The 17,093-nt window shown below is 38.6% G+C and carries 16 protein-coding genes and 1 pseudogene; 4 read left to right on the top strand and 13 right to left on the bottom strand.

What is annotated here, in order from left to right; translation table 11 throughout:
* Position 1: 1 nt before the first annotated feature.
* The 5 genes from P20480_RS02315 to thrS form a co-directional block, all read right to left on the bottom strand.
* Positions 2–1,819 (bottom strand): M14 family metallopeptidase, encoded by a 1,818-nt coding sequence (locus tag P20480_RS02315; protein WP_008132456.1) that lies wholly within the window; start codon positions 1,817–1,819, stop codon positions 2–4.
* 298 nt (positions 1,820–2,117) lie between these two features.
* Positions 2,118–2,477 (bottom strand): 50S ribosomal protein L20, encoded by a 360-nt coding sequence (gene rplT, locus P20480_RS02320; RefSeq protein WP_002960711.1) that lies wholly within the window; start codon positions 2,475–2,477, stop codon positions 2,118–2,120.
* A 15-nt stretch (positions 2,478–2,492) separates the two neighbouring features.
* Complete coding sequence (gene rpmI / locus P20480_RS18755) at positions 2,493–2,693, bottom strand: 50S ribosomal protein L35 (RefSeq protein ID WP_002960713.1); 201 nt, start codon at positions 2,691–2,693, stop codon at positions 2,493–2,495.
* A gap of 212 nt (positions 2,694–2,905) precedes the next feature.
* Complete coding sequence (gene infC, locus P20480_RS02325) at positions 2,906–3,466, bottom strand: translation initiation factor IF-3 (RefSeq protein WP_006794470.1); 561 nt, start codon at positions 3,464–3,466, stop codon at positions 2,906–2,908.
* Positions 3,467–3,525: 59 nt separating this feature from the next.
* Positions 3,526–5,436 carry a threonine--tRNA ligase gene (thrS, locus tag P20480_RS02330; RefSeq protein ID WP_008132448.1) on the bottom strand — a complete coding sequence of 637 codons (1,911 nt, stop codon included), beginning with the start codon at positions 5,434–5,436 and terminating at the stop codon, positions 3,526–3,528.
* A gap of 357 nt (positions 5,437–5,793) precedes the next feature.
* Between thrS and P20480_RS02335 the strand changes: the two genes are divergently transcribed.
* Entirely contained in the window at positions 5,794–6,240 is a 447-nt protein-coding gene (locus tag P20480_RS02335; protein ID WP_006794749.1) for a DUF3010 family protein, read from the top strand.
* A gap of 186 nt (positions 6,241–6,426) precedes the next feature.
* The gene (locus P20480_RS02340; RefSeq protein WP_008132447.1) at positions 6,427–8,160 is read left to right on the top strand and encodes an AMP-binding protein; all 1,734 of its coding nucleotides are present in this window, start codon (positions 6,427–6,429) and stop codon (positions 8,158–8,160) included.
* Positions 8,161–8,204: 44 nt separating this feature from the next.
* On the opposite strand, the gene P20480_RS02345 is transcribed toward P20480_RS02340, so the two are convergent.
* The 7 genes and pseudogenes from P20480_RS02345 to P20480_RS02375 form a co-directional block, all read right to left on the bottom strand.
* On the bottom strand, positions 8,205–9,287 hold the full coding sequence (locus tag P20480_RS02345) for a GGDEF domain-containing protein (protein WP_008132446.1): 1,083 nt from the start codon (positions 9,285–9,287) through the stop codon (positions 8,205–8,207).
* A 228-nt stretch (positions 9,288–9,515) separates the two neighbouring features.
* Positions 9,516–9,977, bottom strand: coding sequence for a YehS family protein (locus tag P20480_RS02350; protein WP_033025846.1), 462 nt, complete (start codon positions 9,975–9,977; stop codon positions 9,516–9,518).
* A 152-nt stretch (positions 9,978–10,129) separates the two neighbouring features.
* Positions 10,130–10,513 carry a hypothetical protein gene (locus tag P20480_RS02355; RefSeq protein WP_008132443.1) on the bottom strand — a complete coding sequence of 128 codons (384 nt, stop codon included), beginning with the start codon at positions 10,511–10,513 and terminating at the stop codon, positions 10,130–10,132.
* 45 nt (positions 10,514–10,558) lie between these two features.
* On the bottom strand, positions 10,559–11,803 hold the full coding sequence (locus P20480_RS02360; RefSeq protein WP_008132441.1) for a lipoprotein-releasing ABC transporter permease subunit: 1,245 nt from the start codon (positions 11,801–11,803) through the stop codon (positions 10,559–10,561).
* Entirely contained in the window at positions 11,793–12,491 is a 699-nt protein-coding gene (lolD, locus tag P20480_RS02365) for a lipoprotein-releasing ABC transporter ATP-binding protein LolD (RefSeq protein ID WP_006794753.1), read from the bottom strand. Before lolD ends, P20480_RS02360 begins: the two co-directional genes overlap by 11 nt.
* Positions 12,484–13,700 (bottom strand): annotated as a pseudogene (locus P20480_RS02370) (lipoprotein-releasing ABC transporter permease subunit). The gene lolD and the pseudogene P20480_RS02370 overlap by 8 nt, the downstream one beginning before the upstream one ends.
* Before the next feature lie 137 nt (positions 13,701–13,837).
* Entirely contained in the window at positions 13,838–14,710 is an 873-nt protein-coding gene (locus P20480_RS02375; protein WP_008132437.1) for a LysR family transcriptional regulator, read from the bottom strand.
* A gap of 131 nt (positions 14,711–14,841) precedes the next feature.
* On the opposite strand from P20480_RS02375, the gene P20480_RS02380 reads away from it, so the two are divergent.
* Positions 14,842–15,963 carry an S-(hydroxymethyl)glutathione dehydrogenase/class III alcohol dehydrogenase gene (locus P20480_RS02380; protein ID WP_006794756.1) on the top strand — a complete coding sequence of 374 codons (1,122 nt, stop codon included), beginning with the start codon at positions 14,842–14,844 and terminating at the stop codon, positions 15,961–15,963.
* Positions 15,964–16,031: 68 nt separating this feature from the next.
* Positions 16,032–16,874: an S-formylglutathione hydrolase gene (gene fghA, locus P20480_RS02385; protein ID WP_008132434.1), complete on the top strand. Its 843-nt coding sequence runs from the start codon at positions 16,032–16,034 to the stop codon at positions 16,872–16,874.
* Here fghA and P20480_RS18750 read toward each other — a convergent pair.
* Positions 16,828–17,093: hypothetical protein (locus P20480_RS18750; protein WP_033025838.1), on the bottom strand; the 266-nt coding region annotated here is incomplete at its 5' end. The genes fghA and P20480_RS18750 overlap by 47 nt on opposite strands.

The following is a 17,093-nucleotide window of genomic DNA, read 5'->3' as shown; positions in this document are numbered from 1 at the left end:
GCTATATTTCTTTATCTTTTTGTTCTGGTATTGCTATTTCTTCTTCAAACGACATAAGTATTGGATACTTTAAATAAGCTTGGTCATAAAACGGGCTATGCTCATACAACCAGTTTAAGCGAGCATTAGCATCATTAGCGAATGACTTATCATTTTTTAGCTTTTTATCAAATGCTAATGCAAGTTTTGGATTATCTTTTAGCATTTGACGGGCAAACGGGATTAGCGCGTAGTTTTCCATGTATTCTGTTCGTTGAAAAACAGTATTAAACTCACCCCATGCAAAAAATGAATCCGGTGCCTCCGGGTGCAGCAAATGAACAGCTAATTCTCCTGCCTTTTGTTGAGTTGTCACTTCAAACCAACCGTCTAAATTTACATTAATAGCAGGCTTATAATCAAAATTAGCCGTTACTCTAAATCGTCCTTCAAACGGTGACTTAGCAAAAGAGTACTTATCTATTTTGGCCTGTTTTAATGGTTGTGTATTTTCACCAACTAATTTGTTCACAGACACACCATGAAGCGATAACTTCTCAATTAAATCAGTGTAAACAGGTGGTATAAAAAATGCCTTAGGCACTTCAACACGCTTTTGTACGTCTTTTTGCCAATATACAGGGAGGTTTGTATAGTCTTCTTTCTCGCCAATATATTGAACTTCTGTTTGACCTGATAACGTACTCATTTTTGAGGTATAACGAATACCTTTGAATTCAATTTCAACAGGAGTTTTACTATACCCTCGTTGAACAATAAGTTCTTTTGGCACAAATGCCTGTTCTTTTTTTACTGCATTAGCTAGTTCATGGCTGTGATTTGATAAGGCATCAATTGCACCATCAATAAATACATAAGTTCCTAAAACACGTTGCTTATAGGGTTTCAGGGAATGGTTTTCGACTAAAATTGTAGGTAAAGACTTTAAGTCGCCCCAACCATTTGAAAACCGTGGTGTAGCAACCCAACCTGCAAGCCCTTCTTTAAAGTTTCGCTTATTCATAACAAATACAAGTGGTCCAGGTATATGGCCTTGCGATGCTAATTTTTCATCTATTACAGGTTTGAAGTATTGGTCTAGCGCAGCTGATATAGCAGGTGATTCGCTCGCAAAAACCGGGTTATACCCATAGGTGACATCGTATTGATAATCTGCACCGTCAGTAACGTGCACATCAACATACAGATTTGGGTTATAGTCATTAATAACCTTCAAAACACTTTTAACTTCGGGTGTATCAAGTTTTGTAAAGTCACGGTTTAAATTTAAATTATTTGCATTAGTTCTAAAACCCATTTTACTTGGGCCGCGTTGATTAATACGGTTGAAGTGGCCGCTTCTTTCATGTCCGTCAACGTTTAAAATTGGGATAAACAAAATATTTACTTTCTTTAAAATATCCCTGCGTTTGCCTGTCGCTATATCGCGTAACAACATAAACATGGCGTCTTTACCGTCAATCTCACCAGCATGAATTCCCGCTTGAACAAGTACTGTAGGCTTGGTGCTATTAGCAAGCTGATCTGCATCAAAAAAACCTTGCTCACTCGCTACAACCATTTTAATAGCGCGCTTACTATTACTATAACCAATTATTTGCGATTTGAATTGAGTTGGGTTTGCAGCAACTAAACGCTCTACAAAAGCCATTGTGTTTTTGTAGTCAGGAGATATATAACCATCTGAAAGTTCAAAATCCGTTGTCAGAGGACCTGCCTGTTGTATCAGCGATAAGCTTTGTCCTTGCCAAGGTAGCAAAGGTGGTAAATGGCTGTCGTAAGTCATACTTGCAGATAAAAAGAGTAAGCTGGCTAACATATTATTCTCAAAAAAACGCTTTAATGGCCAAATTATAACAACTTAACTGATCGTTACGAAAAAACTGCGGTAGTTCAACAAAAAACACAGCCTAAGGTAAGTTAATAATGGATCAAAAATGCTTTATTAGTATTTCAGCACAATTAGCATCTAATTAAATACAGCTGGGTCTTTAAATTAATAACAGCTTATCTTACTCGGGAACTTAGAATAGCTTTTATGTGGTGGGGTTTTCATAGCGAATTTTAGGCACAAAAAAAGGAGCCAATGGGCTCCTTTTCAGTTCTTATAAAAAAGCTTAAGCGGCTAGGCCTTCTTTAGCTTTTTCTACAAGCGCTGCGAATGCAACTTGGTCGTAAACTGCGATATCTGCAAGGATCTTACGATCGATTTCTACAGAAGTCTTTTTAAGACCATTGATAAAACGGCTGTAAGACAGACCATTTTGACGTGAAGCAGCATTGATACGTGCAATCCATAATTGACGGAAAGTACGTTTCTTCGCACGACGGTCACGGTAAGCGTATTGACCCGCTTTAGTAACAGCCTGGAAAGCTACGCGGTAAACACGTGAACGTGCTCCGTAGTAACCTTTTGCTTGTTTTAAAACTTTTTTGTGACGTGCACGTGCGACAACGCCGCGTTTAACTCTTGCCATTTCTAAAAACCCCTATTAAGCGAACGGTAACATACGTGAAACTAGACCATGGTCATTTTTATGAACCATCATCTTAGGACGTAGGTGTAACTTACGCTTAGAAGTTTTCTTAGTCAGAATATGACGAAGATGCGCTTGTTTACGCTTGAAACCGCCAGAAGCAGTCTTTTTGAAACGCTTAGCAGCGCCACTGTGACTTTTTAGCTTATAAGCCATTGCAATAACTCCAATTGTATTGCCTTTAAATTAGTAAGCAGGCGTGAGGTATATTTCTATAGCTCCACTTTTAGGCCTAACTTACTGCCATGTTCCGGTGAAAGCCCAGCATAAAATGCTGCAACTTTACTTTAAAACCGGTTAACTCAGGTGAATATTTGCATATTGCTTGCAGACCTGAGCTAAATTCGGTGCGCATTATTACTTAAAAATTACTTTTTAGCAATAGGTGCCATCATCATAACCATTTGACGGCCTTCGACGCGATTTGGGAAAGACTCAACGACTGCTAAATCTTCTAAATCGCCTTTAACGCGGTTTAATAGTTCGATGCCAATTTCTTGGTGAGCCATTTCACGGCCACGGAAGCGGATGGTAATTTTAGCTTTATCGCCAGCTTCTAAGAACTTACGTAAGTTGCGAAGCTTAACCTGATAATCACCTTCATCCGTACCAGGACGGAATTTGATTTCTTTAATCTGGATTTGCTTTTGCTTCTTCTTCTGCTCTTTCAGTTCTTTGCTTTTTTCAAAGATGAACTTACCGTAGTCCATAACCTTACAAACAGGCGGCTCAGCGTTTGGGCTAATCTCTACAAGATCAACACCCGCTGCATCAGCCATAGCTTGTGCGTCTTTTAATGACTGAATGCCAGCTTGTTCGCCGTCGATGTCGATTAAACGAACTTCTTGAGCTGTAATTTCTTCGTTAATACGATTTTTTTGAGCTGTTTGTTGCCCTTTCTTGCCGCCTCTAATGGTACGTTCCTCCAAGAATATCAATAATATAAGCGTGTAGATGACTTTTAGTTACAGCCCTACACGCTCGATTTTTACTGTCGATTTTTAATCTCTTCGCTTATTTTAGCTACAAAGTCATCGACATTAAATTTACCCAGGTCTTCACCTGTTCGCGTACGAACCGCTACTTCTTGTTGTTCAACTTCTTTGTCGCCAACAACCAGTAAGTAAGGTATACGCTTTAATGTATGCTCACGGATTTTAAAGCCAATCTTCTCATTTCTCAAGTCAGCAGCGGCTCTAATTCCAAGTTTATTTAATTTTTGTACAATTTCGTGCACGTAATCTGCTTGTTTATCGGTAATATTCATAATTACCACTTGCTTTGGAGCAAGCCACGTTGGGAATAAACCAGCGTATTCTTCAGTTAAAATACCGATAAAGCGCTCAATTGAGCCTAAAATAGCACGGTGTATCATAACTGGAGTGCGTCGTTCGTTGTTTTCTGCTACATAAGTAGCGCCTAAACGACCCGGAAGTGCAAAATCTAGTTGCACTGTACCACATTGCCACGCTCTGTCTAAACAATCGTACAAAGTAAATTCAATTTTAGGTCCGTAAAAGGCACCTTCACCTGGTAGGTAATCAAATTCAATGTCGTTTGCCTTAAGTGCATCAGCTAATGCAACCTCTGCTTTGTCCCAAATTTCATCGTCACCGATACGTTTTTCAGGACGCGTAGAAAGCTTAACTACAATTTTGTCAAAACCGAATGTTTCATAGGTATCATAAACCATCTTAATACACGCTGAAACCTCGTCCATTACTTGCTCTTCTGTACAGAACACGTGAGCATCATCTTGTGTAAAGCCACGTACACGCATTAAGCCGTGTAAAGCGCCTGATGGTTCGTTACGGTGACAACAACCAAACTCGGCCATACGCAGTGGTAAATCACGGTACGATTTTAAACCTTGGTTAAAAATTTGCACGTGACCCGGGCAGTTCATTGGTTTAATAGCGTATTCGCGCTTTTCAGACTCTGTGGTGAACATGGCGTCTGAGTATTTTTCCCAGTGACCAGATTTTTCCCACAAAGATCGGTCCATCATCATTGGACCTTTTACTTCTTCGTATTGGTATTCACGTAATTTTTCACGAACAAACTCTTCAAGCTCACGGTAAATGCTCCAACCATCGTTGTGCCAAAATACCATACCTGGCGCTTCTTCTTGCCAGTGCCATAAATCTAGAGCCTTACCAATACGACGGTGATCACGCTTTTCAGCTTCTTCTAAACGCTTTAAATACGCTTTAAGTTGCTTTTTATCGCCCCACGCAGTGCCGTAAATGCGCTGTAACATTTTATTTTCAGAATCACCACGCCAGTACGCACCTGCTACTTTCATTATTTTGAAGTTTTGGCAGAATTTCATGTTAGGTACATGAGGACCACGACACATATCTACGTATTCTTCGTGGTGGTATAATCCTGGGCGATCATCTTTTGCAATGTTCTCGTCCAAAATTTCAATTTTGTATGTTTCGCCACGCGCTTCAAACGTATCGCGAGCTTCTTGCCAGCTTACTGTTTTTTTCACTACGTCATAGTTTGTTTTTGCAAGTTGCAGCATACGCTTTTCAATGGCATCTAAGTCATCTTGTGACAAAGAATGATCTAAATCGATATCGTAGTAAAAGCCGTTATCAATAGTAGGGCCAATGGCCATTTTTGCTTCGGGGAAAAGTTGCTTAACCGCATGACCTATTAAGTGAGCACACGAGTGACGAATAATCTCAAGTCCGTCTTCATCTTTTGCTGTGATGATCTCAAGGCGTGCATCATCATTAATTAGCTCACACGCATCAACACGGTCGCCATTAACACGACCAGCAATGGTTGCTTTAGCTAGGCCTGGACCAATATCGTTTGCAACATCAAGGGTACTTACAGGGTTTTCAAAACTACGCTGACTGCCGTCAGGAAGGGTAATAACTGGCATTATAAATCCTTACATACAGTGGTGACACCTACAATGTATCACGTGTATTTTAAATAAAATTAAATGAGAATGACTCGACAACGCTCTTACGAATAAGCATTGACTATTTTTCGCCTAACAGGCTGATGTAGATGCTGAGTCTGCTCAACTACAAAAATATATTGTCGCGTGAGCGAGAAACAATTACAAGTTTAAAGGCGCTGTAATCAATGTTATTTTGCGTAAGTTTGTAAATATAAATAAAAACGATGACAATTTTGAGAAATGCATAGTAAGAATTCACCTTATTGCTTATTCTCGCAATTTATTCGATGTTGCGTATAATACGCAATAATTAAGTTTTATTAGAGAACAGCAATGAGAACATGTGGTGTAGAAATTACCGGTAGTGACGTACTACTTTGTATTTTAAGTAAAGATAACGACGTTTTTGATATTCGCGATGTGCGTCAAACACGTTTTACCTTAGGTAATGGTAACGACACTGAAATAATGCGCAAATTTCAATTTGATTTTGCAAAGCTAATGCAAGATTACCAAATTGACTCTGTTGCCATTCGCGAACGCCAACCAAAAGGTAAATTTGCCGGCAGTGCGAAAGGTTTTAAAATGGAAACCGCTATTCAGCTCATTGAAAACCTTGATGTTCGCGTATTCTCAACTACAGAGATTAAAGAGCAAGTTAAGCGTAACCCTATCCCAATAGCATTTGAGGAAACAGGCCTTAAAAAGTACCAAGAAAATGCATTTGTGAACGCCTACGTATACATAATGAAAAAAACGTATCGTAGTGACGAAATGTAATTTAAAACGTTTAAAGTTTTTTAAATTATGAACGCGCCAATATGGCGTCGTTTTTTATTGCTACTATTTTACTGGCTATATCTTTACTTATAATACATTAGTCTAACCACCCTTCTTTTTGTCGACAATGTGTGTTTGTTTAGTTCCTAGTTTATGTAATACACACACATCGACACGGAGAAAAACATGCACACACAACATAAAACAGTTAAAGAAGTAGAAGTAATAAATTCACTACCGTTGTCCAAAAGCTATTTTAAAGGCTCACAAAATACAGCTTTAACCAATAAAACCATTGGTGCCTACTTCGACTTCATTGTCGACAAAAACCCTAACTCGCTTGCGGTAGTGGTCAATCATCAAAACATTCGTTTAACCTACAAAGAATTTCAAAAAGAGGTTAATCAACTCGCTATGGGGCTATTAGCAATCGGTGTTAAGCCAGGCGATCGGGTCGGAATATGGTCACCTAATAATATACAGTGGTGCTTAACTCAATTCGCTACCGCAAAAATTGGTGCCATTATGGTTTGCATTAACCCAGCCTATCGGCCAAATGAACTTCAATATGCATTAAATAGCGTTGAATGTTCAACACTCATTACCGCTTCACAATTTAAAGCCAGCAACTATATAGAAATGCTAAATAGTCTAGCGCCAGAACTTAAACATTGTGACAGTGGCAAGCTTTCAGCTAAAGCTCTGCCCAATCTTAAGAATGTAATTCGTATTGGTAATGAAGTAAGCGCTGGCATGTTTTCGTTTTCCGATATTATGCGTATGGCAACGCCAGCTCATGAGCTTGAACTTAATGCTATTGCTGCAAATTTAAATGCCGAACAGGATATAAATATACAATTTACTTCAGGCACAACAGGTAACCCAAAAGGCGCTACACTCACTCACAAAAACATATTAAATAATGCGCTTTTTGTTGGCGATTCTATGCATTTTACTGAGCACGACAAGCTTTGTATTCCAGTGCCTTTATATCATTGCTTTGGTATGGTTTTAGGTAGTCTTTTATGCGTTACAAAAGGCGCCGCAGCCATTTATCCGAGTGATTCGTTTGACGCCAAAACAACGCTTGATGTAATTGAACAAGAAGGCTGTACAGCATTGCACGGTGTTCCCACTATGTTTATTAGTCAACTTGAGCTCAGTACCTTTAGTGAATATGACTTGAGTACACTCAGAACCGGCGTTATGGCAGGCTCTACTTGCCCCGAACAAGTCATGCGAAAAGTTCAAACACAAATGAATATGCATCAGGTTTTAATTGCCTATGGGCAAACTGAATGCAGCCCAATCAATAATATAACCGAAACTGATTCATCAATAGAGCGCCAAGTAACAACCGTTGGCCGCGCCCTTGCACATACTGAGGTTAAAATTATTGATGAACTGGGTAACATTCAAAAAATAGGTTTACCCGGTGAAGTATGCTCCAAAGGCGTAGGAATAATGCGCTGCTATTGGAATGACGAAGAAAAAACAAAAGCCACAATAGATAGTGACGGCTGGCTTCATTCAGGCGATTTAGGTGTTATGGATAGCGAAGGATTTGTGAGTATTGTTGGGCGAATTAAAGACATGATTATCCGTGGTGGTGAAAACGTTTACCCTCGAGAAATTGAAGAGGTGCTTTATACTTATCCAGGCATACAAGACGCCGCTGTATTTGGTATCAGCGATGAAAAATACGGTGAAGAAGTGTGTGCGTGGATCCAACCAAAAGAAGATACAACACTCGATGAACAAGCGATCCGTGCATTTTTACATGACAAACTCGCCTACTTTAAAATGCCTAGGTATATTCGCTTTGTAGAAAGTTACCCTATGACAGTGACAGGCAAACTACAAAAGTTCAAAATGCGAGAACAAATGCAAGAAGTATTATCAAGTAAATTATTTTCATAATGTAAACTTGCCCAGCATGACACAATATAAATGTTGGGCCATTTTTATATGTAATCTTTAATTACTTTATTTTTACCTGTATTTTTTGCTTTGTACATCGCTTTATCGGCTACAGATAGCAATGCTTTAATGTCTGGACAAAGGGCGGAAAAATCAGCTACGACAACGCCAGCAGAAACAGTTACACGTTTAAATGTTGAGTATTCGTGACTTATCGTATTTGTAGCAAAAAGATTGGGTAAATCATCAAGCCAGTCTAAATTATTTTGATCTAAAATTTTAACTAAGATAAATTCTTCACCACCAAATCTAACAACGATATCTGCCTGGAGTTTTTTTAATCGGCTCGCAACATCAATGAGTATGTTATCGCCATCTAAATGCCCGTAATTATCGTTATATTTTTTAAAGTCATCGATATCAACCATAGCAAGCGCTAGCGACTGAGATGGCTTTATTTGATTCATTAAGCGTTTACATTCTGAGTCAAAACTGTGTCTATTATATAACCCCGTTAGTTGATCAATGTTTGCTTTTTGTGTTTCAACAAGCTCAGCTTCATATTGTTTACGTAAAAGTATATCCAGTTGATATTGAATACACGCCATTACAATCACAATGCTAATGTAAAAGTAAAGGCTCCATATTATTGGCGTGGATGAAAACAAATGAACACTTAGAAGGCTTAACCCCGTAATTGTCCATAAAATAAGTTTATGGCCTAAATGAAGCATGGGTATTGCAGAAAAGGAAGCCACTACAAGCATAGGCCCTCCCTCGTTTAAATAACCATATAATCCGACAAAGGACCAAAATAAATACCCAAATAAAACACAAAATAAAACGCCATAAGCAAAACAACGATAATGTAAGTATTTTGCCTTTAATTTATTGTTTACATAAACCAATACAAACGACAAACAAACCATCGATAGTCTTAAAACATTAATGACAGAGTATAAAGATTGCTCATCATTCAACCACGAAAGAATAACCAAAATCGTTAAAAATAAAGCAGCTAAATACAAGGCTATATTAGCAAAGTGAACGGTGCTTTTATTAAGTTGATGCTGGAAGTCTTTTTCTTTGTCGGGTGGAAAATAAAATGTTGAGGGTATTAATTGCATTCTAAATTCCTTTTTGTATTTTCGTTACCTGGAAATAGCGAACTTAAAACGGATATGATTGTGTTTTTATGACACTTGGTTTTTAATGCACTTAGATTGGTTTAGCAAAGTTAACTTTTAAATATTATCGCTAAGTTAGATTAATTACAATCTTAGTAAACACTTATAATGACTGGCTTAAAAATGTTGTTTTTCACAACGTTTTTAAGCCAAAATAATTATTAGCAATTATTCAGGGCGGTGTTGTTGCTGTACACCGGTTAAAAATAAACGAAGTATTTGATCGTTACACACCCGGTAATGCTTGTTGTCTACTTTACGAGAAAACGCACTTAATTCGTGTTTGCTTAAATCAAAATCAACCAATGCAAGCGTGGCTATTACATCTTCAGCCTTCATGTTTAAAGCAATGCGTAACTTCATAAAAATAATATTATTATTGAGCTTACTCTCTGGTATTGGCTGCGCACCCTCGCGTTTACCTCGTTTGGTATTAATAAACCCGTTTAGGAAGGTTGCAAACTCAGTGTCTGAAATTTTAACAAACTCTTGCTCGCCCTCTTTTGTTAACCACGCAATGACTTGCTCTGTTTTTACTGTAGCCTCTACCGCAGCAAAAATGTCAACCACGGCAGTATTGGTTAAATTAAAGGTATAGCGAATACGGCGTAAAATATCGTTATTTGTCAAAATATAATCCAAAATAAGGGAAAGGCAACTAAGCATTATTTGCTCAGCTCTAATAGCTTGCCAGTTTATCAGTTTTAACAAACACTCCCTACTTTTAATTCATGTAGGGAGTAATCTAACAACCCTTCTAGACACCAAATACTTTTTAGCTATCAGCTAATTAAAAATATAATATAAAAAAACATAAATATAGATCCAAATAACCACAATAAAGTCATTTTCAATAGTATTTTCTGTGACTTTTTATTAAGTACAAACTTCACATTATTAATATACTTGCTTCTGTCGCCTAAACAAATTTGGTTTAATATGACAATAGCAATACTAATAACTATACCACTCGTGCAAACAACAAGTTTTGACTGGCTCATAATAAAATCAATAGTAGCTGGGGATATTAACCCTAGCAGTGAAAGGCTGTTTATAAATATAATAAGAGAAAAAGCAAAAACACCATCAACGCCACTGGCCGTTTTAGAGCGTTTCCTAAGCCATTGTACATATACAAAGTGCATCGTTCTGTATGTAGCAAGCATATTAAATCCTTTTAATAGTTATATAAGTTTCTGAACATGGGTTATTTAGTTACCCAACACTTTTGCAGGGTCTACTCGTGTAGCTTGCCAAGCAGGGTAAATAGTGGCAAAAATTGCTAAGACAAAAGTGACTATTACAGTTATACCAATATCACTAAGTACTAATTTACTAGGTAAAAATTCTATAAAATAAACCCCTTCAAGCGGATTAGCACCCATTAGCTGGCTCAGCCAAGCAAATAATTCACTTATGTTTAATGCTAATACAACACCAATGAACGAGCCAAGTAAGACACCCACAAACGCTTGCGTTAATCCCTGCATTACAAAGGTTGCTAAAATAGTACTGTCTTTAGCGCCCATTGTTTTTAAAATTGCGATATTGCCTTCTTTTTCACGCACTTCCATGACAAGAGAAGACACAATATTAAAACTCGCAACAGCAATAATTAAAAACACAACAATATAAACAATGGTACGAACCATTTGTATATCTTGATATAAGCTACCTTGTGTTCTAAACCAACTAGAAATATAGACATAATCGCTAATGGTTTGCCCTACATTAAGCGCTATTTGATGCGCTGAAAACACATCATCAACACTTAACCTTAAACCTGTAACTTGGGTTTCGTCGTAGCCAAGTGTTTGCTGCGCTTTGCCCAAATGTATAAAAGCAGCCGTGCTGTCAATTGGGCCGCCCATTTCAATAACACCTGCAAGGCTCAGGGTAACGCGTTTAGGTGCTAATAACTGACCACCTGCTTGCCCAACCTGAGGAATTAGCAAAGTAATATTGTCGCCCACTTTTGCGTCAAGTTGCTTTACTATTTGTTGGCCTAAAATAACCTCTTCAGAGGATAATTGGCTTACTAATTTACCTGTTCCAAACTGGTTAACTGCAGAAACATTGCCCTCATAAGAAGGGCTAACACCGCGTATTTCGACCGCTTTTAATTGGCTTTTATACTGCGCCATACCATTAACCGCGATAAATGGGGCTGCTCCCGTTACATGCGGCTGACTTTCTATATTAGCTACTTTTAGCTGCCAATTAGCAATAGGTCTGCTTGGTGCAACATATTCAACCTGAGGTACTACGCTTAGTAAACGATGGACTAATTGTTGTTCAAAGCCATTAATTACTGAAAGGGCAACAATTAAAACAGCGACCCCCAATAAAATACCTATAGTAGACGCTTTAGCTATAAAACTAACAAACCCGTTTTTTTCGTCTTTATGACCTGAGTATGCTCTAAAACGTTTACTTAAAAATGCACTAAGCAACATATTGTGACTCTTTTACCGATAGTTTACCGTCATCTAAATAAGCTATTTTACCTAGTTTATCAGCAAGCTCTAAATCATGAGTTACCACTACAAAGCTCGTGTTTAAACTCTGGTTTAGCTCATTTATTAAATCATAAATTTTAATCGCATTTTGCTTGTCTAAATTACCTGTTGGCTCATCAGCAAGAACCAACGCAGGTTTAGTAACCAAAGCACGGGCAATAGCAACTCGTTGACGCTCTCCTCCTGAAAGTGCAGAAGGTTTATGATCACTTCGATGTGCAAGACCCACTTTTTCAAGCATGTCGAGCGCCTGTACTTTTGCTTCTTTTGCCGTTAAGCCTTTTATTAGCAAAGGCATTGCTACATTTTCTACAGCACTAAACTCCATCAATAAATGGTGAAACTGATAAATGAAACCTAAATTTTGGTTTCTAAAAGCTGCTTGTTCAGTACGAGATAACTTAGCAACTTCTTGATTTTTAATTTTCGCAATACCTGCAGTGGCAGTATCAAGCGTACCGAGTATATGCAAAAGCGTACTTTTACCAGAACCAGAACTACCTACAATAGCAAGCATTTCACCTTGCTGTAGCGCTAAATCCACGCCCTTTAGCACTTCAACTTGGTTGTTGCCATCTTGGTATACTTTGCTTAAATTTTCACAACTAATTACTAAATTATTCATAACGCAATACCTCTGCTGGTTTTACTTTTGCGGCTTTGCGCGCAGGATATAAGGTAGCTAAAAAGCTCATAGCAATACTGGCAAACGCAATTATTACTAAACTAAGCACATCAAATTTCACAGGTAGTTCAATGCCAGCAAGTAGACTCAGGCCAACTAATTCAAGAAGCTCATTTATGTATAAACTCAGTAGCACCCCAAAAAAAGCGCCGATTAATGTTCCAATAACGCCATTGTAAAGACCTTGAACCATAAATACTTTTTGCACCTGCGATGGTGTAAGCCCAAGTGTTTGAAGTATCGCAACTTCCCCTTGTTTTTCACTCACCATCATTGTTAAGGCAGATACAATATTAAACACAGCGACCAGTACAATAAGTGCAAGTAACATGGACATGATCCGCTTTTCCATTGCTACTGCGGCAAATAAAGTGCCTTGGCTGCTTCGCCAATCTGAATAGTTGTAACCTTTTAATATAAGTTGGCTTGCGTCCGTAAATTCGTCCAATTCAAAGGGTTCAAAAAGTGACACACTTAAATTTGGGGCAACATTTTTATTTAACTTTAAAACACGCTGAAGCGATGGCCCACTTGTGAAAGCGAGTGCCATGTCTATTTCAGAGCCCGTTTCGTATATTGCTGCAACTTTAAATAAACGCTGGCTAGGCACACGCCCCAAAGGAGTATAAGTAGATGCATTTGGCATGATCACACGAAGTTTATCACCTAAACCAACACCTAACTTCCGACTCAAATAGCGGCTTATAGCAATGTTATAATTACTATTAAGTACTGTTTGCCAATTGCCTTGTACTATTTTCTCAGTAACTTTGTATAACGCACCGTTATTGTCATATAAACCTTGCAGTAATACACCGTGAAGATCTTTATTGGTTTGCAAAATAGCTTCGCCTTGGCGATACAAATTAACATGTTTCACATAAGACGATTTAGTAAGAGCTGCCTTTAAACTCGTTATTTGCTCTGGGGTGTGCTGATCAGATTTAACTTCAATGTGCGGAATAAGGCCAAGCATATTAGTTTTTAAGCTATGCTCAAACCCATTCATTACACTGCTTACAGTAAATAAAGCCATTAAACCAATAGCAATACCGGCAATAGAAAAAAAGAAATAAACGATATAAACGCATTCCCTTTTGAGGAGCGGCTGTATCTAAGTCCTATAAATAAGCTAACCGGTTGAAACATATAATTTAAAACATTTATGCTAAAAGTGTGGGGTTATAGTAGCACGAAGTTAGCACAATTGAATATGACCATAAATGTAAGAAATAATTTATAAATCTGAGACTTGGATGATTTTTCAGCAATTTATTTAGTGCAATTTATTCTTTAAGGCCAGCAACTAAATAGTCTAGCAATACACGTACATTGGTAGCTACAAACTGACGTGGTGGATAAACCCCCCACACACCTTCTTGCTTGGGTTGGTAAGACGTTAAAATAGGCACTAACTCACCACTATTAAGCTCATTATCTATATAATAATCAGGGAGTTGCACAATACCTAAGCCTTTTTTAGCGCCATCAACAAGTGCCCAACCACTGTTGCAATGTAATCTGCCAGCAATTTTAATGTGTTTTTCACGCTCATTTTCGTTTACACGCCAATAACTACTATTACCTACTAAACACTGGTGGTTATGTAGCTCACCTAAGGTATGTGGCTCACCAAAGCGCCTTAAATAAGAAGGCGATGCACACATAATAAAGCGCCGTTCACTTAATCTTCGCGCTTTTAAGCTCGAATCTTTTAAATGGCCTAACCTTATTGCTAAATCAAACCCGCCTTCAAGTAAATCTTCTTGTTCGTTACTTAGGTTTGCAATAACTTCAACATCGGGGTGATCGTGCATAAAATTGTGCACAATAGGCATAATAAAAGTTTCGCCGAACATTACCGGGGCTGTTAGTTTAATTTTTCCTTTAGGGGTTGTTTGATGTGATGCAAGGCCCTGCGTAGCATCGTCCATTGCATGCTGTAAGTGTTTTATTTGGTGTAAAAAAACCTCACCTTCTTTGGTAAGAACAACTTTTCGTGTGGTGCGCGTTAAAAGCTGGGTATTTAAACGTTGCTCAAGGGCGGTTACATGACGGCTAATATGCGCAACCGAAAGGCCCAATATCCTAGCTGCAGCAGTAAAGCTTCCTTCCTCACCGACTGCTATAAATTCGTCAATCCCATCCCAACGCGCCATTATTACCATACTGTAAAAGTGTTTTAATAAATAAGAGATTATCATTATATGAGAAACAAATACAATAGTCCCATCACCCAAACAAAATGGGTCTACAATTGATATTAAATAACACTACTAAGGATAAACACATGTCTGATTTTATTAAATCAAAAGCGGCGATTGCTTGGGGCCCTAACCAACCTTTAAGCGTTGAAGAAGTTGATGTAATGATGCCTAAAAAAGGCGAAGTAATGGTAAAAATTACTGCTACTGGTGTTTGTCATACCGATGCATTTACGTTATCAGGTGAAGATCCAGAAGGTATATTCCCAGCTATTTTAGGCCACGAAGGCGCAGGCGTTGTTTATGCCGTTGGCGAAGGTGTAACAAGTGTTGAAGTGGGGGATCATGTAATTCCACTTTATACCGCTGAATGTGGTGAGTGTAAAATGTGTACATCAGGCAAAACTAACCTTTGCTCTGCAGTACGCGAAACACAAGGTAAAGGTTTAATGCCAGACGGCACAACGCGCTTTTTTAAAGACGGCCAACCAATTTACCACTATATGGGTACGTCTACATTTTCTGAGTACACAGTACTTCCAGAAATTTCACTGGCCAAAGTAAACAAAGAAGCCTCTTTAGAAGAAATTTGTTTATTAGGGTGTGGTGTTACCACCGGTATGGGTGCTGTAACTAACACTGCTAAAGTAAAAGAAGGCGATACAGTCGCGATATTCGGCCTTGGCGGCATTGGTTTATCAGCCATTATTGGTGCAAAAATGGCGGGCGCGAGTCGTATTATTGGTGTAGACATTAACACCAGTAAATTTGACCTTGCTACTAAGCTTGGCGCAACCGACTTAATAAACCCTAAAGATTTCGACAAGCCAATTCAAGAAGTGATCGTTGAAATGACTGACGGTGGCGTTGATTACTCATTTGAATGTATTGGTAACGTTGATGTAATGCGCTCTGCCCTTGAGTGTTGTCATAAAGGCTGGGGGGAATCGGTAATTATTGGTGTAGCCGGTGCTGGCCAAGAAATTTCAACTCGTCCTTTCCAGCTTGTTACTGGTCGTGTATGGCGTGGTAGTGCATTTGGTGGCGTTAAAGGCCGCTCGCAACTTCCTGAAATAGTTGAGCGCTACATGGCAGGCGAATTTGCCTTAAACGACTTTATTACTCATACAATGAGCCTTGAAGAAATTAACGACGCATTTGATTTAATGCACGAAGGCAAGAGTATTCGTACTGTAATTCATTACTAAAAAGCACTTAGTAAACGACTTGATATAAAGCCGTAAAACTTGAATGTTTGCGGCTTTTAAGGATTATTATGTTAGAGAATATCTCAAGTACAAAAGTAGCCGGTGGTTGGCATAAGCAATACACTCACGCTGCAACAAGTACCCATTGCACAATGCGTTTTGCGGTATTTTTACCACCGGGTGCAAGTGAAACAAACAAAGTCCCTGTGCTTTATTGGCTATCGGGTTTAACCTGTACCGACGAAAACTTTATGCAAAAAGCGGGCGCATTTAAAAAAGCTGCCGAGCTGGGTATTGCAATAGTGGCACCCGATACAAGCCCGCGTGGCGATAACGTACCCAATGAAGATAGTTATGACTTCGCTCAAGGTGCTGGTTTTTATGTTAATGCTACGCAAGCGCCCTTCAACACACATTTTAATATGTACGACTATGTAGTTGATGAGCTACCAGCACTTATTGAACAGCATTTTCCGGTAACAAGTACTAAAGCCATTAGTGGTCATTCTATGGGTGGGCACGGTGCTTTAATGGTTGCTCTTAAAAACCCACAAGCCTATGTAAGTACCTCTGCGTTTAGCCCAATCGTTAACCCAATAAATTGCCCATGGGGCACAAAAGCGTTTAACGGTTATTTAGGCACTGACAAAGAGCTCTGGGCTCAATACGATACGTGTGAGTTGATGAAACTAGCAAAGCAGGACGATTACCTACCTATGCTAGTATCGCAGGGTGATGCCGATGGCTTTTTAGAGGAGCAACTTAAACCACAAAACCTAGTGGCTATCGCTCACGATAAGAGTTACCCGCTAACGCTTGAAATGCAAGAAGGTTACGATCATAGTTACTTCTTTATAAGTAGTTTTATTGACCAACACTTATTATTTCATAGTCAGTTTTTAACTGCGTAGTCCCGTTAGTGTGTAGTTCTGGCTTATTTAGTTCTACACACTCTTTTAAACTTTTACTCACCTTTCTACACACTTGGCGTTGTTGCTTATTCTCCAAACTGACAAAGTTGACTAATGCAGAATCAATTTTTAAACCTAATTTTGTAAAAGAAAACCCTTCTCTATCTTTTGGAATGGGTTTAAATGGATCTTTGTAAGGGTCTGAACGAGCTTTGCTAT

The sequence above is a fragment of the Pseudoalteromonas sp. BSi20480 genome, from assembly GCF_000241365.1.
GTDB lineage: Bacteria > Pseudomonadota > Gammaproteobacteria > Enterobacterales > Alteromonadaceae > Pseudoalteromonas > Pseudoalteromonas marina.
This window is presented reverse-complemented; position numbering and strand designations above follow the sequence as displayed.